This window comes from Prosthecobacter sp. (assembly GCF_044232965.1).
GTDB lineage: Bacteria > Verrucomicrobiota > Verrucomicrobiia > Verrucomicrobiales > Verrucomicrobiaceae > Prosthecobacter.
In genome coordinates this window covers 1-23,893 of the sequence record NZ_JBIIKX010000084.1, presented here as the reverse complement: position 1 = coordinate 23,893, position 23,893 = coordinate 1, and the positions used below count along the sequence as shown (strand labels likewise).

19 protein-coding genes are annotated in these 23,893 nt (G+C 60.2%); 11 read left to right on the top strand and 8 right to left on the bottom strand.

Going from position 1 to position 23,893, the window contains the following annotated elements; all coding sequences use genetic code 11:
* Window positions 1-310: hypothetical protein (locus ACILSI_RS23445; protein WP_395724349.1), on the top strand; the 310-nt coding region annotated here is incomplete at its 5' end.
* A 57-nt stretch (window positions 311-367) separates the two neighbouring features.
* Complete coding sequence (locus ACILSI_RS23440) at window positions 368-1,345, top strand: ArsR/SmtB family transcription factor (RefSeq protein WP_395724348.1); 978 nt, start codon at window positions 368-370, stop codon at window positions 1,343-1,345.
* Here ACILSI_RS23440 and ACILSI_RS23435 read toward each other — a convergent pair.
* Complete coding sequence (locus ACILSI_RS23435; protein WP_395724347.1) at window positions 1,314-2,948, bottom strand: serine hydrolase; 1,635 nt, start codon at window positions 2,946-2,948, stop codon at window positions 1,314-1,316. The genes ACILSI_RS23440 and ACILSI_RS23435 overlap by 32 nt on opposite strands.
* Before the next feature lie 80 nt (window positions 2,949-3,028).
* On the opposite strand from ACILSI_RS23435, the gene lpxK reads away from it, so the two are divergent.
* From lpxK to ACILSI_RS23410, 5 genes are read left to right on the top strand one after another with little or no spacing between them, the layout of a single operon-like run.
* Window positions 3,029-4,252 (top strand): tetraacyldisaccharide 4'-kinase, encoded by a 1,224-nt coding sequence (lpxK, locus tag ACILSI_RS23430; protein WP_395724346.1) that lies wholly within the window; start codon window positions 3,029-3,031, stop codon window positions 4,250-4,252.
* On the top strand, window positions 4,252-5,076 hold the full coding sequence (fdhD, locus tag ACILSI_RS23425) for a formate dehydrogenase accessory sulfurtransferase FdhD (protein WP_395724345.1): 825 nt from the start codon (window positions 4,252-4,254) through the stop codon (window positions 5,074-5,076). The genes lpxK and fdhD overlap by 1 nt, the downstream gene beginning before the upstream one ends.
* Entirely contained in the window at window positions 5,073-5,495 is a 423-nt protein-coding gene (locus ACILSI_RS23420; RefSeq protein WP_395724344.1) for a hypothetical protein, read from the top strand. The genes fdhD and ACILSI_RS23420 overlap by 4 nt, the downstream gene beginning before the upstream one ends.
* Window positions 5,492-6,598 (top strand): cysteine desulfurase family protein, encoded by a 1,107-nt coding sequence (locus tag ACILSI_RS23415; protein ID WP_395724343.1) that lies wholly within the window; start codon window positions 5,492-5,494, stop codon window positions 6,596-6,598. The genes ACILSI_RS23420 and ACILSI_RS23415 overlap by 4 nt, the downstream gene beginning before the upstream one ends.
* A gap of 39 nt (window positions 6,599-6,637) precedes the next feature.
* A complete protein-coding gene (locus ACILSI_RS23410) occupies window positions 6,638-8,062 on the top strand; it encodes a trypsin-like peptidase domain-containing protein (protein ID WP_395724342.1) in 1,425 nt (474 codons plus the stop codon).
* 6 nt (window positions 8,063-8,068) lie between these two features.
* Here ACILSI_RS23410 and ACILSI_RS23405 read toward each other — a convergent pair whose 3' ends face one another.
* From ACILSI_RS23405 to ACILSI_RS23385, 5 genes are all read right to left on the bottom strand, one after another.
* Complete coding sequence (locus ACILSI_RS23405) at window positions 8,069-9,331, bottom strand: MFS transporter (RefSeq protein ID WP_395724341.1); 1,263 nt, start codon at window positions 9,329-9,331, stop codon at window positions 8,069-8,071.
* Between the two features lie 86 nt (window positions 9,332-9,417).
* A complete protein-coding gene (locus ACILSI_RS23400; RefSeq protein ID WP_395724340.1) occupies window positions 9,418-10,083 on the bottom strand; it encodes a response regulator transcription factor in 666 nt (221 codons plus the stop codon).
* Between the two features lie 3 nt (window positions 10,084-10,086).
* A complete protein-coding gene (locus ACILSI_RS23395; RefSeq protein ID WP_395724339.1) occupies window positions 10,087-11,169 on the bottom strand; it encodes an ATP-binding protein in 1,083 nt (360 codons plus the stop codon).
* A 27-nt stretch (window positions 11,170-11,196) separates the two neighbouring features.
* Window positions 11,197-13,140 carry a potassium transporter Kup gene (locus tag ACILSI_RS23390; RefSeq protein ID WP_395724338.1) on the bottom strand — a complete coding sequence of 648 codons (1,944 nt, stop codon included), beginning with the start codon at window positions 13,138-13,140 and terminating at the stop codon, window positions 11,197-11,199.
* An 84-nt stretch (window positions 13,141-13,224) separates the two neighbouring features.
* Window positions 13,225-13,554, bottom strand: a complete 330-nt coding sequence (locus tag ACILSI_RS23385) for a pyrimidine/purine nucleoside phosphorylase (RefSeq protein WP_395724337.1) — start codon at window positions 13,552-13,554, stop codon at window positions 13,225-13,227.
* A gap of 97 nt (window positions 13,555-13,651) precedes the next feature.
* Between ACILSI_RS23385 and ACILSI_RS23380 the strand changes: the two genes are divergently transcribed.
* Genes ACILSI_RS23380 through ACILSI_RS23370 form a run of 3 tightly spaced genes read left to right on the top strand, consistent with a single transcriptional unit; the run spans window position 13,652 to window position 19,021 of the window.
* Window positions 13,652-15,199: a hypothetical protein gene (locus ACILSI_RS23380; RefSeq protein ID WP_395724336.1), complete on the top strand. Its 1,548-nt coding sequence runs from the start codon at window positions 13,652-13,654 to the stop codon at window positions 15,197-15,199.
* A 36-nt stretch (window positions 15,200-15,235) separates the two neighbouring features.
* Window positions 15,236-16,873, top strand: a complete 1,638-nt coding sequence (locus ACILSI_RS23375; protein WP_395724335.1) for a toll/interleukin-1 receptor domain-containing protein — start codon at window positions 15,236-15,238, stop codon at window positions 16,871-16,873.
* A gap of 24 nt (window positions 16,874-16,897) precedes the next feature.
* Window positions 16,898-19,021 carry an NACHT domain-containing protein gene (locus ACILSI_RS23370; protein ID WP_395724334.1) on the top strand — a complete coding sequence of 708 codons (2,124 nt, stop codon included), beginning with the start codon at window positions 16,898-16,900 and terminating at the stop codon, window positions 19,019-19,021.
* 1,039 nt (window positions 19,022-20,060) lie between these two features.
* On the opposite strand, the gene ACILSI_RS23365 is transcribed toward ACILSI_RS23370, so the two are convergent.
* Together ACILSI_RS23365 and ACILSI_RS23360 are read right to left on the bottom strand one after the other, a co-directional pair.
* A complete protein-coding gene (locus tag ACILSI_RS23365; protein ID WP_395724333.1) occupies window positions 20,061-21,662 on the bottom strand; it encodes a hypothetical protein in 1,602 nt (533 codons plus the stop codon).
* Window positions 21,559-22,899: a toll/interleukin-1 receptor domain-containing protein gene (locus ACILSI_RS23360; protein WP_395724332.1), complete on the bottom strand. Its 1,341-nt coding sequence runs from the start codon at window positions 22,897-22,899 to the stop codon at window positions 21,559-21,561. Before ACILSI_RS23360 ends, ACILSI_RS23365 begins: the two co-directional genes overlap by 104 nt.
* 47 nt (window positions 22,900-22,946) lie before the next feature.
* Between ACILSI_RS23360 and ACILSI_RS23355 the strand changes: the two genes are divergently transcribed.
* Complete coding sequence (locus ACILSI_RS23355; RefSeq protein WP_395724331.1) at window positions 22,947-23,084, top strand: hypothetical protein; 138 nt, start codon at window positions 22,947-22,949, stop codon at window positions 23,082-23,084.
* Window positions 23,085-23,893: the final 809 nt, after the last annotated feature.

Below are 23,893 nucleotides of genomic sequence, written 5' to 3'. Positions count from 1 at the left end.
GGAAGGCCTGAAGGCGACGCAATACGTCACCCAGCTCCTCAAAGAGCGCCCGTTCAGCGTGATGACGCGCTGGGAGCAGGTGCCGGAGCGCAGCCGGTTTTACGCGCTGATTCTCGTCGAGCACACGTCTGGGAGCTGGGTCTATCTGGCCGATTTGCTCGTGCAGCAGGGCTTTGCGCGTGTGGCGGGCGTGACGACGAGCCTGCCCTCGGACGCTCGTTCTTTGAATGACTACGCGCTAGAACTCCAGGCGCTGAGAAGGCAGGCGGAGCAGCGCAAGGCGGGGATTTGGGCGGTTTCCAAGCTCTGACAATGCTGAAAACTCCGGCATTGATGTATCATGATGCGTTGATACGATGGGTTTGCCTTGGCCTCCGTTCTCAAATCTCTCAGCTTGATCGCCGATCCCACGCGGGTGCGGATTCTGCTGCTGCTCAAGCAGGAGGAGCTGAGCGTGGCGGAGATGCAGGAGGTGCTGTCGCTGCCGCAGTCAAACATCTCGGCCCAGTTGGCCAAATTGAAGTCCGCCGGGCTGGTCAATGACCGCCGCAGCGGGAAGAACCGGCTTTATCAGCTCGATGATCCAAACGCGAAGGACCAGCCCACGCACGAGCATTTTCTGGCCCTGCTCGAAGCGGCTGGCCTGGAGCTGCGTGAGGTCAAAAAGGACGCGGAATCGCTCAAGGTCGTGCTCAAAAAGCGGGCGCAGACGGCGCAGGCTTACTTTGACGCGCTGGCGGGGAAGTTTGGCCGCCACTACATCCCCGGGCGCTCGTGGAAGGGTCTGGGCGAGACTTTGCTCAAGCTGATGCCGCCGTTGATCATCGCCGATCTCGGCGCGGGCGAGGGCACGCTTTCACAACTGCTCGCTCAGCGGGCGAAAAAGGTCATCGCCGTCGATAACAGCGAGAAGATGGTGACCTACGGCTCGGACTTGGCGAAGCAGCATGGTTTCACGAACCTCGAATACCGCCTGGGCGACATCGAGGAGCCGCCGATCCCGCCGCTGAGTGTCGATCTCGTGTTTCTGAGCCAGGCGCTGCACCATGCGCAGAATCCTGAGAAGGCGCTGAAGGCCGCGTTCACGATCCTCAAACCAGGCGGGCGCATCGTGGTGCTGGATCTGCTGAAGCACCAGTTTGAGAAGGCGCGTGATCTTTATGCGGATGTGTGGCTCGGTTTCTCAGAAAGCGATCTTCACGAGATGCTCGGCAAGGCGGGCTTCAAAAAGGTCGAGACCAGCGTGGTTCATCGCGAGAGCAACAGCCCGCATTTCCAGACCTTGCTGGCGCTGGCAGAAAAAGAGAACCGGCTCACTTCGACGGGTCACTGGTCGGGGTCTTGACGCGGGCGGCGGGCACGGGCAGGCCGTTTTGCATCAAGGTGAGGCCGTTGATCTGCTTTTGGTCATCCCGCGCGAAGATGAGAATGGCCTTCACCACATCGTACTCAAAACGATCCGTCGCGGTCTCAAACACCGGCGCGGCCTCCTGGCCCTCAAGCTGGGCGAACAAGGTGCCGCCCCGAACGGTGAGCGAGAGTTTTTTCAAGCCCATGAGCAGGTACTCACCCGCGTAAGGCTGAAGTTCCTTCGCGGTGCGCAGCTTGTAATCCGGCGGCGGTGTGGCGGCGCGCTTCGCCGTGAGCTCACGGCCGTTTTGAAACAGCGTGAGAGATTGGATCTTCTCTTGATCACGATTGAAGGCGATCTCCGCCGCCACCGCCTTGTAGAAGAAACGGTCCGGCGCTTTGGCAAAGGCGCGCAGGAACGCCTGGCCGGTGAGATTCACCCAGAGCTGGCCGTCACGCAGCAGCACGGTGAAGCGTGAGTCACGGTCGAGCTCATACACACCGGGGTATTGCTCCATCGTCTCCGCCGGGAGTGAAATCTCCTTCTGCTTTTGTGGCGTGGCTGGTTTGGCATCTGACATCGCGGCGATGACCGCCGAGGCGCTGAGGCTGTTGTTGTTGATCAAAACGACGCGCACGATGTCTTTCGACGGGATGACTTGCAGCGACGAACTGTAGCCGCCCGTGCCTCCATCGTGGCTCAAGCGCATGTCGCCCTCATGCTTGCTCAAAAACACGCCCAGACCAATCTGCCCGCCCATGGCCGGCGCATCCGCCTGCGCTTGCAGCGCAATAGCGAGGGCCTCTTTCAGCGGTGTTTTTTCAGGATGCAGCATGGCCTCGCCAAACTTCATCAAGTCTGAAGCTGTGCTGCGCAGCGCCCCGGCTCCGGCAACGGCGTCGAGATGCCAGGGCTTCACCACTTTTTCACCGGCATGCGGTGTCGCCAGTGGCAGCTTCGACCCAGGATGAACGGACGTGTCATTCATTCCGAGCGGCAGGCAGATTTTCGTCACCACCGCCTTCTCCCAGGTCACCTCATAGACTTTTCCAAGCAGATGGCCGAGCAGGCCGACGCCCAGGTTAGAGTAGCTGCATGACCAGGGTGCCTCACCTTCGAGTTTGGCGCTCTTGAGATAGGCGAGCAGCCGCTTTGCATCATAATGCGCATACGGATCGTCTGCGGCAGCACCTGAGGCCATGTTGTCCGGCAGACGCGGCAGGCCGCTGGTGTGCGTGGAGAGCTGCTTCAGGGTGATGGCGGCGATGCGTGGATCGGCAAACTTCAGCTTTGAATCGAGCAGGCTGCCGATCGTCGTCTCCAGCGTCACTTTCTTTTCCACCACCGCCTGCGCCAGCAGCAAACCGGTGAAGACTTTCGTGATCGAGCCAATCTCAAAGACGATTTTCTCCGGCGGCGTGTTCCCGGCCTCGGGCGCTTTGCCAGCGAGGGCGAAACTCACTTCGCCACCAACGCGCTCGCCAGTGACGATGCAGCCGACCTCCAGTGTCTTGGCCTGCCGCACGGCTGCCTCGGCCAAAGTGCGGGCTTGCAGCGATGGAACCAACACGAGCAGGCACAGAAAAACGAATTTCATGTCACAGGCTACGAAACATCCGTGCAAACATCAAGGCGACTGATTGACGAGGCCCCCTTCCCCGCCTCCAATGCCTCCCAGTGAGAGATACTCTGGAAGACCTCGAAAATTTCGTCATCGACGTGGTGATCAATAACCGCCGTGGCGTGCGCGCGAACCTGCTGCGGCTGGTGTTTCGCGGCCTTTCGGGCATCTACTCGGCGGCGGTGCGCACACGGCTCTACCTTTACCGGCATCGTTACATTCACGACCACCATCTGGGCGTGCCAGTCATCAGTGTGGGAAACCTGACCGTCGGCGGCACGGGCAAGACGCCCGTCGTCGAGATGCTGGCCAAGGCGCTGCACGAGCATGGCCGCCGCGTGTGCATCCTGAGCCGTGGCTACAAGAGCAAGCGGCAGAAGAAGGTGCCGTTCTCGAAAAAGCTCGCCGCAAAACTCGGCCTCATTCCCAAACCCACGGCTCCGCCCCCTCGCATCGTCTCCGACGGTGAAAAGGTGCTGCTGGACTCCCACAACGCGGGCGACGAGCCCTACATGCTGGCAAAGAACTGCACCGGCATTCCCGTCGTGGTGGACAAAAACCGCGTGAAGGCCGGCGCACATGCCATTCAAAAATTCGGCGCGGATGTGCTCGTGCTTGATGACGGCCTGCAATACCTCAAGCTGAAACACCGGCACGACATCGTGCTCATCGACAAAACGGCCCCCTTTGGCAACAACGGCTTCATGCTGCCACGCGGCACCCTGCGCGAGCCTCCCCGCAGCCTGCGCCGCGCCAGCTACATCTTCATCACCAAGTCCGACGGCGACACCGAGGACCTCATCAAGGAGATCCGCCGCCACAACCGCGCCGCCGAGATCATCGAGTGCCGCCACCGCGCCATGCACTTTGAAAACATCCACACCGGCGAGCGCCTCCCAATCGACGGCCTGAAAGGCAAGTTTGTCGGTGCTCTATCCGGCATCGCCGTTCCGGAGAGTTTTGAAAACGGCCTGCGCAAGCTCGGCGCGAAGGTGGAGGTCATCGCCCGGTTCGCCGATCATCACCGCTTCCACGGGCCGGAGCTGAAGCAGTTTGTCGAGCGCTGCGTCAGGCGTGACGTGCATTGCATGGTCACCACCGAGAAAGATTACGTCCGCTTCCCCAAAATGGCGGTGGCGGACATCCCCTTCTACTTCATGCGGGTGGAGATCGAGATCATTCGCGGACGCGACATCTTCGACAAGATGGTGCGTCTCATCGCCGAGCCACGCCGCGTTCCCGCCGGGGTGCTGGCGGCGGACTTCATGGAGGCTTCGTGATGAGCACAGACACCCCAGCCATCACCGAGGTGCGCGTGCGCAAGGTTCGAGTCGGCGGCGACTCCACGGAAGTCAGCGATGTCACCGCGCGTGAGGAACCGCTCGAAATCCGCGTGGAAGGGCGCAGCGTGGCCGTGGTCATGCGCACACCAGGCCACGATGAAGAACTCGCCGCCGGATTTCTCGTCAGCGAAGGCGTGGTGCAGAGCCCGCGTGACATTCTGGAGGTCTCCCAATGCCCCAGCACCGGCAACCAGCATGGCAACATCGTCGATGTGCTGCTCGGCGGCGCTGTGGTGAACTGGGACTCGCTCACACGTCATGTCTTCAGCGCCTCAAGCTGCGGCCTGTGCGGCAAAACCAGCATCGAGAGCGTGTTTCAGCAGTTTCCCGCTGTGAAGGGTGACTGGGCAGTCTCCCCTGCTCTGATCGCAAGCCTGCCGGACAAGCTGCGTGCAGCGCAGGAGACGTTTTCCAAAACTGGCGGCCTGCATGCCAGCGGGCTATTTGACCTGAAAGGCAATCTACTCGTCCTGCGCGAGGACGTGGGACGTCACAACGCGCTAGACAAGATTCTTGGCCACGCGCTCATGAATGGCCTGTTGCCTCTCGACCAGCACATCCTGCTCGTCAGCGGACGTGTGTCGTTTGAGATCATCCAAAAGGCCCTTGCCGGTGGCATTGCTCTCGTCGCTGCCATCTCGGCCCCGAGCAGCCTCGCCGTCGATTTTGCACAGGAGGCCCATCAAACGCTCATCGGCTTCCTGCGGGGCGAAACAATGAATGTTTACACGCATCCGCAACGCGTCACGATCCAGCCATGAAACCCGTCCAACTCACCGTCTTCATCATCTGGGGAGCCTTGTGCGCCTCGCTTCTGGTGTATGCCGGGATGCTCAACGCGATGACGTTTGCACCCGGCAAGGCCGACACCTCGTCATTGGGCAACATCATCGCCCTGGCGGCTGGCAGCGGGGCGGCGCTGAGTTTGGTGCTGCGCAAGCTGCTGCTCGGCGGTTTTGCCACTGGCAAGCTCAGCCTGGATGACCCGACGCATCGCGGACGCTTCGTGGCGGGCAACGTGGTGGTCTTTGCGCTGAGCGAGGGCATTGGAGCGCTCGGATTCGTCAACGGCGTCAGTTCCAGCGGCCGGATCGAGGCCTGGCTGCCTTACCTCGCCCTCGCGTTCGTCCTGATGCTCCTGCACATCCCGCTGCCCTCGCGGTTCAAGCCTGCCTCATGAACGGCTACTTCGATCACAACGCCACGACATCACTGCACCCCGCGGCGCGCGAGGCGTGGCTGATGGCGAGCGAGAAGCACTGGCACAACCCGTCCAGTCTTTATCGTGATGCTGGAATCGCCAGCCAGCGGCTCGAATCGGCCCGTGAACGCCTCGGAACTCTTCTGGGTGTCGAGGCAGAACGGATCGTTTTCACGAGCGGAGCCACGGAGTCGAACAACGCGTTGCTGGCGGCGTACGAGACGGTGGCCATTTCGGCGATTGAGCATCCCAGCGTGCGCATGCCATCAAGCAACGCACTCGAATTGCCTGTGAACGCGGATGGCGTCGTCGAATCTGACGCGGTGAAGGCGTTGATCGCCGCACAAAGGCCTGCGCTCGTCTCCGTGATGGCCGCGAACAACGAAAGCGGCGCGTTGCAGCCCTGGCGCGAGATCGCCGCGCTTTGCCGTGAGCATGGCGTGCCATTCCACACCGATGCGGCGCAGTGGATCGGCAAACGGGATGCCACCAACCTCGGTGAATGCGATTTCATCACCGGCAGCGCCCATAAATTCGGCGGACCGAAGGGCTGCGGCTTTCTTGTGCTGCCAGCGGAAGATTCACGGCTCCATTTCATGCGCGGCGGGCCACAGGAAAGTGGACGCAGAGCCGGAACAGAAAACTATCCGGCCATCGAGGCGATGGTGACGACCTTGGAGTCGATCACACCTCATCTCGGAAAAATCGCAATCGACCAAAGCCAGCGGCGCGATGATTTCATCGCCGCCATGCGCACGCGCTTCGACGGCCTGCGTGTGATCAGCGAAGCCGCGCCGCGCCTCTGGAACACCGTACTGATGGTGATGCCGGTGCATCACAATTTGAAATGGCTTACGGCCCTCTCGCGGCGTGGATTCAGCATCTCAACCGGTTCTGCGTGCAGTTCGGGCAAAGAAGGTTCGTCTGTCGTTGTCACTGCCCTGGGAGCCAGCGCGGATGAGTTGAAACGCGTGGTGCGCGTCAGCGGTGGCTGGGAAACAAGCGCAGAGGACTGGCAGGCGCTCGCCGCGGCCTTCGACGAGGTGTTTGAAGAACTGAATCGCGGCGGCAGGCCGCAGTAGTCGGTTGCCAGCCTCAGCTTCACGCCTAGGATCGCCGCCATGAACTGGCGGAACCTTTTTCTCGTCTTGGGCATGTTCGGCGCGCCACTTCCGGCGCGTGAGTGGCGCAGCGCCGATGGATCGCGCACGCTGGAGGCCGAGTTCGCTGGGTTGAAGGATGAGAAGCTGTTGCTGAAGACCAAGGATGGGAAATCCACGATGTTTCCAGCCACAGCCTTCTCCAAAGAGGATCAGCAGTTCGCCCAGCAGGCGCAGGTGACACTGGAGGCGGCGGTGAAAGCGAAGCCGCTGAGCTTTGAGGTGACGCAGGTGCTGCCGGAGGGTTTTCTCTGCCGCTTGGTGAACGAGCTGCTGGGGCAGAAAGGAATCTGGGCCGCCACGGGAGCGCCTTTCCTGGTGCTGACCAGCAGCGAGGTCACCGCCGAGCGCGGCACACGGGTGATGGCAAAGACGCTGTATCACGCCGGGACACGCACGTTTCAGGCGCTGGATGGCACGAGCACGCTGATCAACGCCTACAGCCTGAAACTGGACGAGGCCGTCAACACAGCGCTCATGATTCAAACCGCGAGCGGCGGCGATCCGGCGAAGCAGGCGCCGCTGATCGTGGAACCGCTGATGGAGAAGATCATGGTGCGCGGATTGGGGCTGCCGATAGGCAAAGGCCACTTCATCACCGACGCGGCCTTCGCGGAGGGCAATCATCCGCTGGCGATTCATCACGAGGGAAAAGATGTGCCCGCGACGGTGGTCAAAAACGACACGAAGCGCGGTCTGGCGCTGCTGAAGTGTGCCGGCGTCGAGCTGCCAGCGGGCGCGTTCATTCCGAGGGGGCCGGTGGTTTTCGGCCAGAACATCGTAGTGGCCTCCCTCACGCTGAACTCGACACGGCGCGGCTTTGAGCCAGTGACCATGACCACCGGCATCGTGAGCCGTTTGATCGACACCACCCTCTTCCAACACGACGCGCCGCTGGTGCCGGACGCGGTCGGCGGCTTCGTGCTGAACGACCGCCTGGAGGTGATCGGCGTGTTCTTCTCGCCTGAGACACGCACCTTGGGCGCACGGTCCTCATCTTCACAAGCGTCCGTCAGCCCGCCAACTCCGCGCGGCATCACGGAATGCCATCGCAGTGATATTCTGGACGAACTGTGCATCGAGGGCGGCAAGGACAAACGTCTGCCCGGCGTGCCGGAGCTGAAACGCGGCAGCATTGGGGACGACAAGTCCGTCGCCGCTGATTTTCTGCGCAAAACCTGCGTGCTGGTGGTTTCCGCTCGTGAAGTCGCCAAGACACCGCCGCCTGCCAAGACGACCGCCGGCACCGCGACACCACCCGGCGCGGCCACTGGCTGGAGTCTGAGCAAATCGGGAACACGTCACAATGCCAAATGCCGCTTCTTCGGCTCAGGCGCGGCGTGCCAGGCCACGGAGGGGAAAGCGTGCAAAGTGTGCGGCGGGTGAAGCCGCTCAAGTTCCCGGCTTGGGACGAATCATGAGTACAATCACGAGCGAAGCGACGCAGACGAGAGCGAAGACGCCAAAGATCATGTTCAGCGGCACGCCGCGATCAGTCATCGCGCCGAAGCCCCAGTCGGCCACGCCGCCGCACATCATGCTGACGAAATTCATGAGACCATAGCCCGTTGCACGCAGCTCGGGGCGCACGATCTGGCTGAGAATGGGCATGTTGTTGCAGTCAAAGAAGCCCCAGCCCACGCCGAACAGGATCAGCGCGGCAATGGCCAGCGCGAAGGAGTTCAAGGCGGGCGCGTTGCCCACACCGAACATCGCGGGCACGATGAGCATCATGCCGATGGCGCTCACATGGATGCGCCCACGCTCGCTTTTGCGCATCCAGCGGTCCGCCAGCCAGCCGCCAAGGATGGCGGAGAGCAGCGCCGCGCCCTGCCAGTAAAGCGAGGCTGACACGCCTGCCTTGCCCTGGCTGATGTTGAAGGCCTTTTGCAGGATCGCGGGCATCCAGTCACGCACCACCCACGCGGCGAGCGCTGGCAGCGTGAAATACATCACTAGCAGGATGAAATTGCGGTTCGTCAGCAGCTCGACGACTGCCACGCCGACGGATGGCTTCGCGGAGACATCGCCATGGCTGTCCAGGCTGGTCTGACGCGGCACGTCCCGCAACAACAGCAGCAGAGGAATGGCATAAAGGATTCCAGCCAGCCCGGTGAAGTCGAACATGAAGCGCCAGCCGAGGTCCGGCGCGTCGGCCACAAATCCCGCGAAGCCACCGACCATCACACCGCAGTAAATGCCCATCTGATGCACGCCCACCGCACGCGAGCGTGTGCTGCCCGTGTGATAATCCGCGATCAACGCCAGCGCCGCCGGAATGTAGAACGCCTCGCTGATGCCCATCATCGTGCGCGCCCAGTAAAGCTCGTTGAAGCTGCCCACATGCCCGGTGAGCCAAGTGATGAGCGACCAGACAAACAAGCTGCCGCAGATCGTCAGCTTGCGGCTGAATCGGTCTGCAATGTAGCCGCCGATGGGACTGAAGATGGCATAGACCCATTTGAATGACGCCAGCATATGCCCCCAGTTCGCCTCGCTGCCGATGTTCGTAATGTCACCCATCACCGACACCTTCATCGAGGCGATCATCTGCCTGTCCAAGTAGTTCAGCAGCGCCACCGGAAACAACAGCCCCACCACCAGCCAGGCACGGCGCATGAAGGCGGGCGAGTCAGAATCGGAGGTCGGCGACATGGACATCCCGCCATGAATCACAGACTCGGAACCATGAAAAGCCTGAATTCATGCCCAGACTTGACGCGGGCATGATGGAAACAGATTCAGGACTCTTCCAACCGATACCCAATCCCCGGCTCGTTCACGATGCGCAGGCCGGTTTCGCCAAGTTTTTTGCGCAGGTGATTGATGTGTACGCGCAGGCCTTCGCTCGGATCACTCGTTTGCCCTGCCCAGACTTGCTTCACGATCTGATTTTGCGTCACGATGCGGCCCGCATGCTCGGCGAGCACTTTTAATAACGCGAACTCGGTGGGCGTGAGTTTGACCGGTGCATCGGCCAGCGTGGCCTCGTGATGGAGAAGGTCGAGCTTCAGGGCTCCGGTGATGATTTCGGGGCTCTGTCGGGTGAAACGACGGCGCTGGATGACATCCAGCCGTGCGAGCAGTTCGGCGGTGCCAAAGGGTTTGGTGACGTAGTCGTCGGCTCCGAGTTCGAGGGCTTCGACCTTCACCGTTTCCTGATCGCGCACGCTCAAGATGAGCACGGGCACGTCGCTCCACTCGCGCAGGCGTTTCAACACCTCGATGCCGCTCATGCCTGGCAGGCCAAGATCAAGCAGCACGACATCGGGACGATGAAACGCGGCCTCTTGCAGGCCGAGTTGGCCGTCTGCGGCCTCACTGACTTCGTAGCCGCGCGCTTCGAGCACCATGCGCAGCAGGCGGCGCATCTGCTGTTCGTCGTCGATGATGAGGGCTTTAGACATGGCTCAGGCAGTTCGAGTTTTCACCGGCAGACGCAGCGTGAACTCCGCACCGCCTTCAGCGTGGTTCCGCGCTTCGATGTCACCTTTCATGGCCCTCATCAAGCCGCGTGAGATGGCGAGTCCCAGGCCGGTGCCGCCTGCGGGTGAATCGGGAGCACGGTAAAACTTGTCGAACAGATGATCCTCGCTGCCCAGAGGAAAACCGGGGCCGTGGTCGCGCACGCGAAGCTCCAGCTCGCCGTTCGCCAGCGTGGCAGTGATTTCGACCTGAGTGTTCGCAGGCGCATGGAGCGTGGCATTGTGCAGCACATTGCCGAGTGCTTGCGCGAGCAGGCGGCTGTCGAGCATCACCAGCGGCATGTCGGCGATGCCGCTGACATTCAGCGGATGCGCGGCGAGTTCGCGCTCCAAAGGCTTCCCGGCCTGTTCGAGCACGTCGATGACCTCGCACCAGTCGGGACGCGGCTTCAGCGCCTCGGACTCGACGCGGGTCATCTCCAAAAAATTTTCCACGATGCGCTGGAGGCGGCGGTTGGCCGTCTCGATCTCCGCCGCGTAGGGATTGCCTTGCCCCAAACCGTCCAAGGCCGTGCGGATGATGGCGATGGGCGTTTTGAGTTCGTGCGAGACGCTATCCAGCAGCGTGCGATGCAGCCGTTCGGACTCTGCGACCAATTCTGCGCGGTGTTTGGCCTCAAGCAATTGCTCACGCTCGGCATGATGCTGCTCCAGCGCAGCCTCTCGCTCGCGCAACCGCGTGATCAGATGCCCCATGCTCAACGCCACGACGAAGAACATGGCGAACATGATGATGTCCTGCGGCTTTTCGATGTGCAGCGTAAACTGCGGAGGGATGAAGATGAAATTCCACACCAGCGCGCTCACCACCGCCATCGCCAGCACCGGCCCGCGATTCCACCGCGTCCCCGCAAGCACGATGGCCATCAGAAACACCAGCGCGGAGAAAAGATAGCCCGTGTAAGGCAGCAGCACCCAGCACGCCGAGGCCAGCACAAACAGGATCGTCAGCCCCCAGCTAAACTGCCCCACGACATGCACGGGGACCGGCTGGCGGGCGGGTTTCATGCTCAGAGCAGTCGTGTTCATATTCGTTTATATCTCCACTTGTTGCCCCAGTTCGATCACCCGCCCAACGGGAATCTGGAAATAGGTCGCAGGCTGTTGAGCGAGCTTGCTGGCGAAGGAGAAGAGGTGCTCGCGCCATTTGGCCATGCCGGGGGCTTTGCTGGGGATGATGATTTCGCGACCGAGGAAGAAGGTAGCCTTGTCGGGATCGACATCGAGATCATGCGCGGCGCATTGGCGCAGCAAACGCGGGACGTTGGGCTTTTGCATGAAGCCGAAGCGACCGGTGACGCGCCAGAAGTTGTCGCCGAGCTTCTCGACTTCGACACGGCGGCTCGGCTGCACCCAGGGCTCGTCCTCGGTGGTCAGCGTCATGAAAATCACACGCTGATGGATGGCCTGGTAGTGTTTCAGGCTGTGCAAAAGTGCGATGGGTGTGCGGCCCTTCGTGCTGGTCATGAAAATGGCCGTGCCGGGCACTTGGACGACCTTGCCACTGGCGAGGCTCTGAATGAGCAGCTCCTGCGACATGGCGCTGCGCTCCATGGAGGCACGCACGAGCTTGCGCCCGGTGGCCCAGGTGGTCATGACGATGAAAATGCCCGCGCCAACGGCGAGCGGGAACCAGCCACCGTCGAAGAATTTCACGAGATTGGCGCTGAGGAAGGCTAGCTCGATCAAACCGAACACGAGGCACAGCGGCAGCGTTTTGAGCACGCTCCACTTCCATAGATGTCGCGCGGCAAAGTAGAAGAGGATGGTGGTGATGAGCATGGTCATCGTCACGGCCACGCCATACGCGGCGGCCAGATTGGACGAGGTGCGGAAGGCGACGACGAGCGCGAGACAGGCGAGCATGAGCACCCAATTCACCAGCGGGATGTAGATCTGGCCACGAGCGTGCTCCGAAGTATGACGGATGCTCAAACGCGGCAGATAGCCAAGCTGCACGGCGCTGAGCGTGAGCGAGTAGGTGCCGGTCATGAGCGCCTGCGACGCGATGACCGTGGCGGCGGTGGCGAGCAGCACGAGCGGTAGCGTGGCCCAACCGGGTGCCATTTGGAAGAACGGCGCGTGAGCGAGCTCGGGCTGCTTCATTAAAAGAGCGCCCTGACCGAGGTAATTGAGCGCGAGGGCCGGAAACACGAGCGAGAACCAGCCGCGACGGATCGGCGAGGCACCGAAATGGCCCATGTCGGCATACAAGGCCTCACCACCCGTCACCGCGAGGAAAACGCTGCCGAGGATGACAAAGCCCGCGTGGCCGCCGGTGGTCAAAAAGTGCCAACCATGCCAGGGATTGAAGGCGGCGAGGATTTCCGGGCCGTGGATGAGTTGCGACACGCCGAGCGCACCGAGGCTCACGAACCACAAACCAGTGATCGGTCCAAAAAAGCGGCCTACTTTGGCTGTGCCGAGAAACTGCACGGAAAACAGCACGATGAGGATCACCATCGTGATGCCCATGATGAGCCACTGCATGCGATGATTCCACGTTTCGGCCTCCAAAGCGTCCACCGGAGCCGCGCCGAGCAATCCGCCGTCTTTGAGACCTTCCACGGCACTCAGCACGGAGATCGCTGGTGTGATGATGCCATCACCAAACAGCAACGCGGCACCGAACAACCCGAGGAGCACGATCACGATGCGGCGCTTCATCGTTTCACCCATGCCATGCGAGGCCAGCGCCATCAGCGAGAGCACGCCGCCCTCGCCCTTGTTGTCCGCCCGCAGGATGAACACGAGGTATTTGACGCAGATGAGCAAAATCAGCGACCAGAGCACGAGTGAGACGACGCCGAGGATGTGCTCATGGCTGGCGGCGATGTGATGCGGGCTGTGCGGGCTGAAACACTCCTTCAGCGTGTAGATCGGGCTCGTACCGATGTCTCCAAACACCACCCCGAGCGCGGCGATGACGAGCGTGGCGGTGGAAAGCTTGTGGAGGCCGGATTTGTCGTTGTCGTTCATGACAACGACACGGTTCATCTGCCAGGCAGCACCACCAGTGAACGGGCGACCGCAGGGAGTTAAGAAAGTGTGAAGGGCCCCGCTTTAGTCGAGAAACGAGCAGATGTACTCGCAGATGCCGGAGCTGACGCTGATGTCGAAGCCGCTGTTGGCGGGGACATCGAAGAACTGGCCGCCGGTGTAGGTCGTTTTGTCCTCGCTGCCATCCAGCTTCACCACACAGTCACCGGCAACGATCTCCATGCGCTCGGCCTTGGCGGTACCGAAGTGGAAATCGCCGGGATAGATCATGCCGAGCGTCTTCTTGCTGCCATCAGGAAACAAGATGCTGTGACTGACGACTTTGCCGTCGAAATAGACATTGGCCTTGGCGACGGCGGTGACTCCGGGGAATTCAGCAGGGATGGCGGACATAAGGCGCGAGGGATAAGTGATGATTTCGTGTGCGGCAAGTGCCGGATGGTTGATTGCTGCTTGCCATCTGGCGCGGCGTTTGCTGATATGGCCTTGCATGCTCACTCCACGCTACCTCATCGGTTTTACGGGTCATCGCTCGGGTTATGATGAAAACTTGATTCGCCCGGCTCTCACCCAAGCTCTCACCGACCTCAAAGCCCGTGCGGCTGCCGCCGGCGGACAGGCCGAACTGTATGCCAGCGTCGCCGAAGGCAGCGACACACTCTGCGTCGAAATCGCCCGCGAGCTGGAGATGCCGGTGCATCTGCTGCTGCCGCTGGAGGAAACCGAGTTCGCCAAAGACTTCTCCGCTCCCGCAGCGTGGCAGCGCTCCCAGGCACAGCTTGCCATCGCCCGCCAGCGTCCGGGACGCGACTCGGTGCATCTGGTTTCGGACGAAGCCACACGCCCGGAATGTTATTTCAATCAAGCCATGCACATGCTGGATGCGGTGGACGTCGTCATCGCTCTGTGGGATGGGCAGCCAGCACGCGGCCTGGGCGGCACCGCCCAGGTCATCGCACAGGCCCAGGCCATCGGCACTCCAGTGGTGCAGATTTCCTCGTCCACTGGCGCTGTCACCGGGACCGAGGCATTGAATGCCCGCTTCAAGCCGGATGAGATTATCATGGAGCTAAACGAGATGGCACGTAAAGACCAAGTTCCTTGTGTCAACGAAGGGGCAACGAAGCCTGACAGCTTGCAGGACTGCCTGGATCACATTGCTGTGCTGGAGGCGGCACATTTTCGACCTGCCTTGGTTTGGATCATTCTTATGCATGGCGTTGCAGCGTTGTTGGCGGCGATCGTTACTTTCAAGGCATCCAAAGGTCATCCTTGGGAAGACTCAAAATGGTTGATCACAGCATTCGAGCTCGGCCTAGTTAGCTGGGCTTGGTGGATGGGCTGGCGTCTGCATCGCAAACATACGCAGGAGCGCTGGATTCGTTGCCGTTTCGCCTGCGAAATACTGCGCGGCCTGCGCACGAGCGTGCCACTGCTTGATCCACTCCACCCTGCCATCGGTGTGCATGACCCGAAGTGGCGCCGCTTCGCCCTGAGCGCAGGACTTCATGTGAATGAACACCAATCGTCTGCCGATCCACTCACACTGCGGGACAACTATCTGGCCATCAGGTTGAGTGAGACTCACAAGGAAGGCCAGATTCGGCATTATCACACCATGGAGCCAAAGGCATTGTGGTGGTGGGAACTGACCGGTAAAATTGGCAAATGGAGCGCCATCCTCGCGTTGCCTTTTGTGTTTTTGTCTTTGCTCAACAAGTTAAGCAAGAACGCTGACCCGGAGCATGTCGGTTGGAATTTGGACGGAAACCCAGCCACCTGGCCGTTGGTCGTCCTCCTCCCCATTGCCCTGCCCTTGCTGGCCGGTGTCGCCAGCGGCATTCGTCAGGCACTGGATGCTGGACGCCGCAAGGAACGCTACCCGCAGATGGTCGCCCGTCTCACCGAGATCAAGCAGGCTCTGCCCGGACTTCAGACTGCCTCCAGCATCCGCCGCACCGTCACCCACAGCGAGGAAATTTTGCTCGATGAACTCATCGAATGGCAGCTCGCCGTGAAGAACACCTGCGCGCATTGATCCACTGTCGTCCTCTCTCATCACACTCCGTCTCCCATGTCCCAGCCCTACGATGTCTTTGTCAGCTACTCTCGTGAAGATAAGGACCGGGTGCTGCCATGGGTCGAGGAGTTGAAAAAAGGCGGCGTCAGCGTCTTCTTCGACACCGAGAGCCTGCTCGGCGGCAGCAAATGGCAGGATGAGATCGCCGAGGCCATTCGCACGGCCAAGCTGGTGATCTTTTTTGTCTCGCGTGCGTCCATGGTCTCCGAGTTCGTGCCCAAAGAACTTGCCCTGTCGGTGGACATGAAGAAAGCCATCCTCCCGATACTGCTGGAGGAGACGGAGATTCGGGGGCAGGTGGCGTTTTGCATCGCGGGTCTTCACCGTGTTGAAGCGTTTGACCCGGATCCGGCCAAGGTTTGGAGGGGCATTCAGGCCTCGTTGCAGCATGCCGGTGTCGAGTGGAAAACGCCTTCACGTCGCCTGATCGGCGTGCGGCGTGAAGAGCGCGATGTTTCGCTCGATGAAGGCGAGGGCAATGTCCGCATCATTCGTGATCGTGAGCCCATCCCGGTACCTGTTCCTGCTCCCCCTGTTGCAGCACCTGCTTCCGAGTCCACTCCGGCACCCGAACCTGTTCCCGAGCCCGAACCTGCTCCTGTTGCAGCGCCCGCTCCCGAGCCTGTGGCCACACCGGCTGCCGCACCTGCACCGGTGGTAGATCCACCCCAGATAGCAGCGGAGGAAGTCCCCAAAGAGAGCCACTGGCTGCGCCGTTGGTTGCTGCTCATGGCCGCTGCCGGCGTGGTCATTCTGTTTTTCTGGATGGACGGAGCGTCATGGTTCGAGCGCCGTGCTGATCCACCGCCTCCGCCGAAACCGGAACTCGTGGAAACTTTGGAGGAAGAAGCGCAGAACCTCGCCAAGGCCTACTACCAGGCCGCCAACCAAAACCCGGCCTCACAACTGGCCTTCCTGGCGGAGAAAGTGGACTACCTGGGTCATCCAGGCTGGACTCCGAAGGACGTAAAGGCCGATCTCGAGGCCTACGCCAAGAAATGGACGCGGCAGCAGATCGACATGCTAAAACCACCGACCGCCCGCGTCGTCGAGGTCGGCAAGATCGTCGAGTGCGACGTGCCGTTGCGCTGCACCAGCGAGAATGCCGTCGTCAAAAACATCACCGCCTTCACCGGCCGGCTCCGCTTGCAGTTGATCGGCAGTAAATTGTTGATCACCTCCGTCGCCGAGGTTCCCGGCACCCGGAAGAGCGAGCCTTTGCAGTTCCAGCCCGAGGCGCAGAAAAAGGCAGTGCTGGATTTCATCACCCGGGCCGTGCGTTCCGGCAGCTCCGACTCCGGCATGACGCCCGAGGCCATCGCCGCCATGTATGTGGAAAGCCCGGATTACTTCGGCCGGACCGCCACGCATGCGGACATCGTCAAAGAAACGCAGACCCTCATCTCTCGCTGGGAAATACGTGACTACCGCGTGCTTGAGAAACCCGAAATTAAAAGCGGCCTTGGCACCCCGGATGTCGAGGCGAAGGTGGGTCTCGACTACCGCGTCTCCAGCCCGTCCCGTGGCGGAAAGATCAACCAAGGCTGGGTCCGCTCCGCCTACCTCGTCCACTTCAGCGCCGACGGCACCCCGCTCATCCAGAAACATGCCGAGATCGAGCGTGGGCAGTAACGATTGTAAGAACCCCTCTTCCGCATGTCCCCGCCCAAGATCTTCATCTCCGCCACCTCGGGTGACCTCGGCAGCGCGCGGCAGATTGCCAAGGAGGCCCTGCTCACCATCAATTGCCATCCCGTCGAGCAGACCAACTTCGAGCCCGACTGGCGCAGCGTCACCGACATGCTGCGCGGGAAGATCAGCGATTGCCAGGCGCTCATCCACCTCGTCGGCTTCAGCTACGGCGCGGAGCCGGACCCCGACACCCTGCCCGACGGCACCCCGCGCCGCAGCTACACGCAGATGGAGTATCACCTCGCCCGGGAGCTGGGCCTGCGAGTCTATACCTTCCTTCTGCCCAAGACCTACCCCTTCGATGTGCCCGCCAAGGGCGATACCCCGGAGCAAACCCAGCTCCAGGCCGCGCACCGCGCCCTCATCCAGAGCAGCCCGCAGCGATACGAACCGATTAAGGACGACCTTGACCTGCGCACTCGCATCACCGCGCTGCAAGAGAAGGTCATTGGCCTTGAGCAGGAGCAAAAGAGCGTCATTAAAGAGGTCACAAATCTGGCCACTACTCTGACGACAGGCCAGAAGCAGCTCGCTGCCCAACTCTCAATAGTCACGGCAAAGATCGAGCAACAGGCCAAGAAGATAAAACTGCCACGGCTTGCACAGTGCCGAAAGGACATGCTCGCGAAGGTGCGCTACGACTGGATTGAAGGCGTGCTGAAACCATCAGTAAACGAATCCAACCGGTTCAACATCGGCCAAGAACTGGTTCCTTCGGCAGTCGTTACCGATCATCGCTTTCCAGATCGTGAATTTGGTCCGGAAGACGACATCGCAAAGCTCTTCGATGACAGCAACTCACGTCTGCTCATCCTTGGAAATCCCGGTGGCGGTAAGACCATGCTGCTTCTGCGATTGGCCGAGCAGTTGCTTGAGCGGGCGGAGAACGATCCCAAAGCACCTATCCCCATTGTCTTGAATCTGTCCTCGTGGTGGCGAGATCGCCTGCCGCTCGATCAATGGATGATTCGGGAAGGTTCCACTGCCTACCAAATCCCCATCGCCGTCATGACTCGCTGGGTGCGCGATGAAGCAATCACTCCGCTGCTCGATGGCCTTGATGAGGTCGGTCTCGGCCCCGCAGCACGCGAAGCATGGGTCGAGAGAACCAACCGCGACCCGAACCCGTCTACACAAGTGCAGGATGAAGGTATCGAAGGGGCTGCCGCCAGGGAAGCGCGTGCCGCCTGCTTGGAAGCCATCAACAGATACTGCCAACCAAACAAGAACGATCCAGATTCACGAACGTCAGTCGGCATCGCGGTTTGCAGCCGTTCCTCAGAGTATGACGAACTGACGGACAAGCTTCGGCTGAACGGAGCCTTGATGCTCCAGGACTTGTCCGAATGCCAAGTTCACTCCGTCATGTCTCAGGATCACATGAAGGGCGTCCGTGACATTGCCGAGCATGAACCGTGGATCACATCAATGTCGAGGAATCCCCTCCTTTTGAATGTCATGAGCGTTGCCTATGCAGGCAAATCACTCGCCGAAAAGCCAACCCAAACAGAGCGCCAACACCATCTCATGGGCGAGTATGTGAACCTTCGACTGAAGGAGAGTCATGATCGTCGGGAGGATGAAAAAGCTCCCGATGCGACCCAGATTCGCCACCTCTTGACGTGGCTCGCCAAGAACATGACGGAATCGGGGCAGTCCGTGTTTCACATCGAGAGCCTTCAGATGACTTGGCTATCAAAGCTCTGGGCGAGGTGCGCATATTGTCTAGTCAGTCGAATTGTTTTCGCTGCGGCGTCGTTGTTCGTTGGGACGCTCTTTGCGTTTACGGTGGGCTTTGCAGTGCTGCTGAAAATACCTTCGCCAAATGATGTGACCGCATGTCTCATGCTATCTTTGTTTCTGGCAGGTGTAGCTAGCCTGTGGTTTTCCGTCCCGGGAATCACTGCATCAGCCCTTGAGTGGGCAACAGAAATGCGCAACGCCGCTGCGGTTCGAGTTGGATGGAGCGCAATCATCTTCAGTTTGGGACATGGAATCACAGTTCTTGCATACGCTGCCCTCTTGTCAGGCCTTCTGATGATGGCGGCAGCAAAGCCCATCCCCATCCAGCCAACTGCCATCTTTTAGCAGCGACTTTCGTGTTCGTTTCGATAGAGACAATCATAGCAAACGCCTGCGCATGGGTTTGGAAGCGGAACAACTTTCGATTCTATGGTCTACTGTTGTGGATTATCGGAATTTCCCCGTTTGTGGCTTTCAGATTTGCAGTTCCATTGTTTCCTTCTGGATCATTTCCCCCTGCGTCGTTATTGACCATAGGTCTTCTGAGTCAACCAACGGCTTTTGGCAACGTGGCGATGTCGCGGTTTGGTAACAGCATCCAAACGACAGAGCGTCTGGAATGGCAATGGAATTGGCGAGCAATGGTGAGGCAAGGGGGGTGGATTACGTTGATGATTGGCTTGGTCATCGCTATCGCAGGAAGCCTTCCCACCTTGGAGCAGATTGGGTTTTGCGCATTGCTTATCGGCCTAGCGATGGCATCGGGTGGCATCCTGTATGGTTTCCGGCGTGCGGAATCAGTTCATCGACGGGTTGCGCCTAACGAAGGTGTTGTGAGGTCTGTCAGCACTTCCGTGGGCGTTGCCGCGTGCGCGGGTCTCGGAGGTTTGCTAGCCGCAAGCATTTTGTCTCTATGCATAGATGGCTCGTTACCCGGACACAATGGAGACTTCCGGAATATCGGGACAGCCTTGAGTGTTATTTTTGCGGCGTCCATATCATCGCTGTTTTTTTGTATTGGTTCACTCATTGGTGGACTTGATGTGCCTGCGAAGCATTTCGTTCTCCGCATACTTCTGACGTTAACCGAAGGGGTGCCGGTCCGCCTGGGTAATAGCCTCAACCATATGTGCAAGGTCCTGCTGCTTCGAAAGGTCGGAGGCGGATTCATTTTCGCTCATCGTTACCTTTTGGAGTTCTTCGCATCGAAATATAGGATGTCTGACTCCAAGAGCTAAGTCATGGATCGGGGCGCGGGCCACAAGCAACGAGAGGCCCTCATTCACTAGTCCCCAATCAAGCTCCAAAGCACCCTGAACGCGCATTTGAAGGAGGAAGAAGTCGCAAGCCACATTCTGGGCCGCCGAAGTCCGCTTCGGATGGCTCAAATGTAATACTTGAAGTTCGGGTGCTTCACTTTGGCTCCTTGGTTGGCGATGAGGATCTCGCCGACGGCGTCGGAGAACTTGACGGTGACGGGCTGGTCTTCGCCGAGTTTGCACGCGTTGTAGTTGAGCTTGGTGAGAGCGAAGATGTCACGGGCGACGGTTTCGAGCTCGGCGTCACCGTGCTGGATGTCGATGACGAGGGGGATGGGCACATCGGGGCCGTTGTAGGTGCGGAGGCGGGGCTTGAAGCCGGAGGCCCAGAGGAAGCCGCGCCGGTCGGTGACAGGCCAGAAGGTGCCGCGCAGCACGGGACGTGTGCCGGGGCGGTAAAGTCTCATGCCGAAGCGTTCCTCAGCCACTCGGACAGCGACGAGTTTGACGCCTTCGGGGCAGGCGGCTTGGTAGCCTGCGAGTTCCTCGGCATCGAGACTGGAGCGGCAGTGGAGGAAGACCTCACGTAAAGGCTTGCCGTGCTGTTGGTCATAGGTGTCGAGAACATCTTTGAGCAGACGACGGGCATCTTCCTGCGGCAGATGGTATTGCTTGGTGACGGGTGAATACCATGGGCCGAACTCGCCGACGAAGACGACGCCATCTCCATCATCAAGAAACATCTGGGCAGCGCAGCAGGCGTTGGATTTCTTCTCGTCGGCGTCCTTGAAGGCGATGCCGACATAGCAAACACCATCGCGAGCGGTGGCGAGCTTCCAGGGTTTGAAACCCGCTTTGTAGTAGAGCGCGGTGGCGAGGTTCCAGGCGCGATCCGAGAGCGGTGTGAGTCCGCGTTCTTTGGTGGATTGACGTTCGCCAAGCCGAAGGGTGGACTCCAGAACGATCTGGACGGGAACGCCGAGTTCCATGACGCGGGCTTTGAGCTGACGACGGAAGTCGAGGGAAAACTCGTATTGCTGAGGCTGGAAGAATGCGTCGGCTGTGCTGGCGAAGAGATCGTCCATGGTGCGGCGCATTTTGATCTCTCGGGACTTCGGGGCTCTGCCTGCAGTGCCAAAGACTTTGGATTTGATGCGACAGTTTTGCTTCACCTCATCGGGCACGATGCAGATGAAGCACTGGAATGGATCATCGCGGCGTTTGGCGGCAGTGAGTTGGTCCATGTAGAGGCCAACGGTTTTGTAAACACGCTCATGGGCATCGCCGACCGAGATAGCCTCATGGAGAGCAGCGGGGTCGATTGGCTCCTGACAGGCTGGGATGCCATCCCAGGTGACTTGGAAGGCTTCCTCAAAGCCGGGGAAGTGCGGCCAGAGGGTGGGATCGTGATCGCCCTCGGACAGGATGGGCTGGCGGAGGCGCTGGGAGAAGGCATCAAAGGCGGCGAGTCCGCTGGGTGTGCCAAAGACGCCATAAGTGATCTGGCGGGGCCGGTCCACGCCACGGCTGTCGAATGGGCCGAAGAGCGTGAGGCCATCGCAGGGATGGGATGCCCGCTGACCATTGGCAAACTGGAGCGGTGTTTCTTCAAAGCAGATGACTTCACTCTTCATCGTGATCGGCAGCGGTGAGGGGTTCGTCGTCGGGGAGTTCGCCAGCGTCCTCGGAGTCGATGGCTTCGGCAGGAGGCGGGGCTTCCTTTTCAAAGAGCGCTTCGTTTAACCGGCAAGGAGCGCCAAGGCTGATGCCTGCCGAGGCGAGGGTGATGCCATCGGTAGCCGTTGCCTGAGTGCTGAGCAGGAGCTGCTCGGCGGCGAGATAGCGGTCACGCCACTCGGCATTGTAGTAGCCACGGGTGATCTTCCGGCGCAGGCGGTTCACGCGGTCATCGACGATGGGGCTGCCTGCGGCATCGAAGAGCATGATCGTGGGCACGAGCTGGATGTAGAAGCCTGCGTCGAGGCCTTTCGCGAGATCACAGCGGAAGGCGAAGTGGAAGAAGACCTTCTCCTTTTCCATGCCCCGGCGGATGGTGTTGTAACGTCGAATCTTGTGGGTGTGCCGTTTGCCTTCGAGATCGGTGAAGGGGAGCTTGCCGGTCTCATTGAAGGTCTCGGGGAGGTAGAAGACCGAGGGCTTCTTTGGGTGTGCTACACAACCGAGCCGCTGAAGCCGCGCCCACATCGTCGTGCGAACAAGGGCGGGCATGATGGAGGTGATGGAAACGCCCAAGACGGCTCCACCTACGGACCAGAGCTGCTGGGCGGGCGTGGACTTGATGCCTTCGGGTACGCCACTCGGAGGTGGTGCGAGGGCAATGGCTTTGTCCCCGACTGTGTAGCAGGCCCAAGTTTGCTTCAGCACCTTCGTGGCATCGTCGCCGATGTGTGGTAGGGAGAAAACACGCAGCACCGGCTGGGTGATGTCAGCACGGATGGCATTCAGGCGGAGTGTCTCCGGTTCCTGGAGGACGAGGTTCTCTGGCTCCATCGACTGCTGAGCGAGAACGGCACCGTCCGAAAGCGTGCGAGGGAACTGGATTTGATCGAGCTTCTTGAGCAACTGCCGCCAGCCAGCAGCCCATCCTTCGTGAAATGGCACCGAAGCTAGATCGCCCATGGTCCAGTTCCATTTGGATTCGTCGAGGCGAAGCGGAATCACGAAGTCGTCAATGCCGCGCTCCTTTCCAATCTGAAGACCGGCGGTGCGCTCCTTCCTGGGATTGTCCTTGTCCACAGAGTTGGCGGACATCAGAGCTAACATGCGACCGGACTTCACATGCAATGCGTCCTCGATTCTTTGAGGCCAAGGTTCACCGCCGAGCATCTTCAAGGTGTCCAGCCAGACCGCATAGCCAGCCGAGGCCAATTTACGAGCTAACCACTCAGCAAACGTCCGGTCTTCGGAGGCGTAGCTGATGAAGAGGTGGCTGGGTGCTAGCATGTCGTAGGGATGAAGATGGCAAGTAGTTACATCATGTCACGAAGGAGATGATGAGCCTGATGCAGATCCTCGCGAAGGACGACAGCCTCGACATGAGCACTTCCCGCGCGGCCTTGCTGAAACGTCTGGAAGAAGTGGCGACGCAGGAATGGCTGGCGGTGCTGCGGGAGACGGTGGGAAAGTGATTTCGAATACTCTCGGACCTAACGCGGCGGCTGGAGGACCATCCGCCCTACCGGAACGGCGAAACGACTGATCAAAGATCTCGCACCAAGCTCGGGAAGAACGATTCGGCATTCTGGCTGGGCAGCGGGAAGCTCTGCGGAGCCGAAACCGTTCCTGATTTCACCCGTCCGGGGCTCGGGACACTCCATCGACATTCCCGCGTGACCCACCGTAGGCTCAGGGAAGGTCGGCGGACGCATGATTTCACCCGGCGGCGGCTCGGGAGGCTGAGCAGCCTTGGCCGGGGCATCCGGGGAAGGCTCCGAGGTGGTGAACGGAGAATGGGCGTGACCTAGAATAGATTCATGGCTGACTCACCGAGTGTCGGTGAGCAGTGCTTGAGACTCGGCAGACTTGAATGGGCTTCGGGTTTGGCATCGGGAATATTCAATGACTACTCACCGTGTGTCGGTGGGTGATCATTGAAACTTCCTCACCTTGGCCGTGAAGCTGGATTGAGGCAGCATAGTCTCATTGGCTACTCACCGAGAGCCGGTGAGTGGAACATGAATTTAACCCGAGCTGGAACGGAAGCCGTTTGGAGGCAGGGGAGGCTCCGGAACCTGCTGCGGGATCGCCGTACAAGCTTCAGGAGACTCAAGCATGATTCACCGACAGTCGGTGAATGATAGTTGAGTCTGGTTAACAGCCTGTTGAAAAAGAGGGGTTAAAAAGGCCAAAACTTGGGGGCCAGTCTTCTTCGCGGCCTGGGTGCTGTTGGTGGCCGATTCGCATGATGGAACCTTGTGGCGCTCTCAAGCGTGTCCAA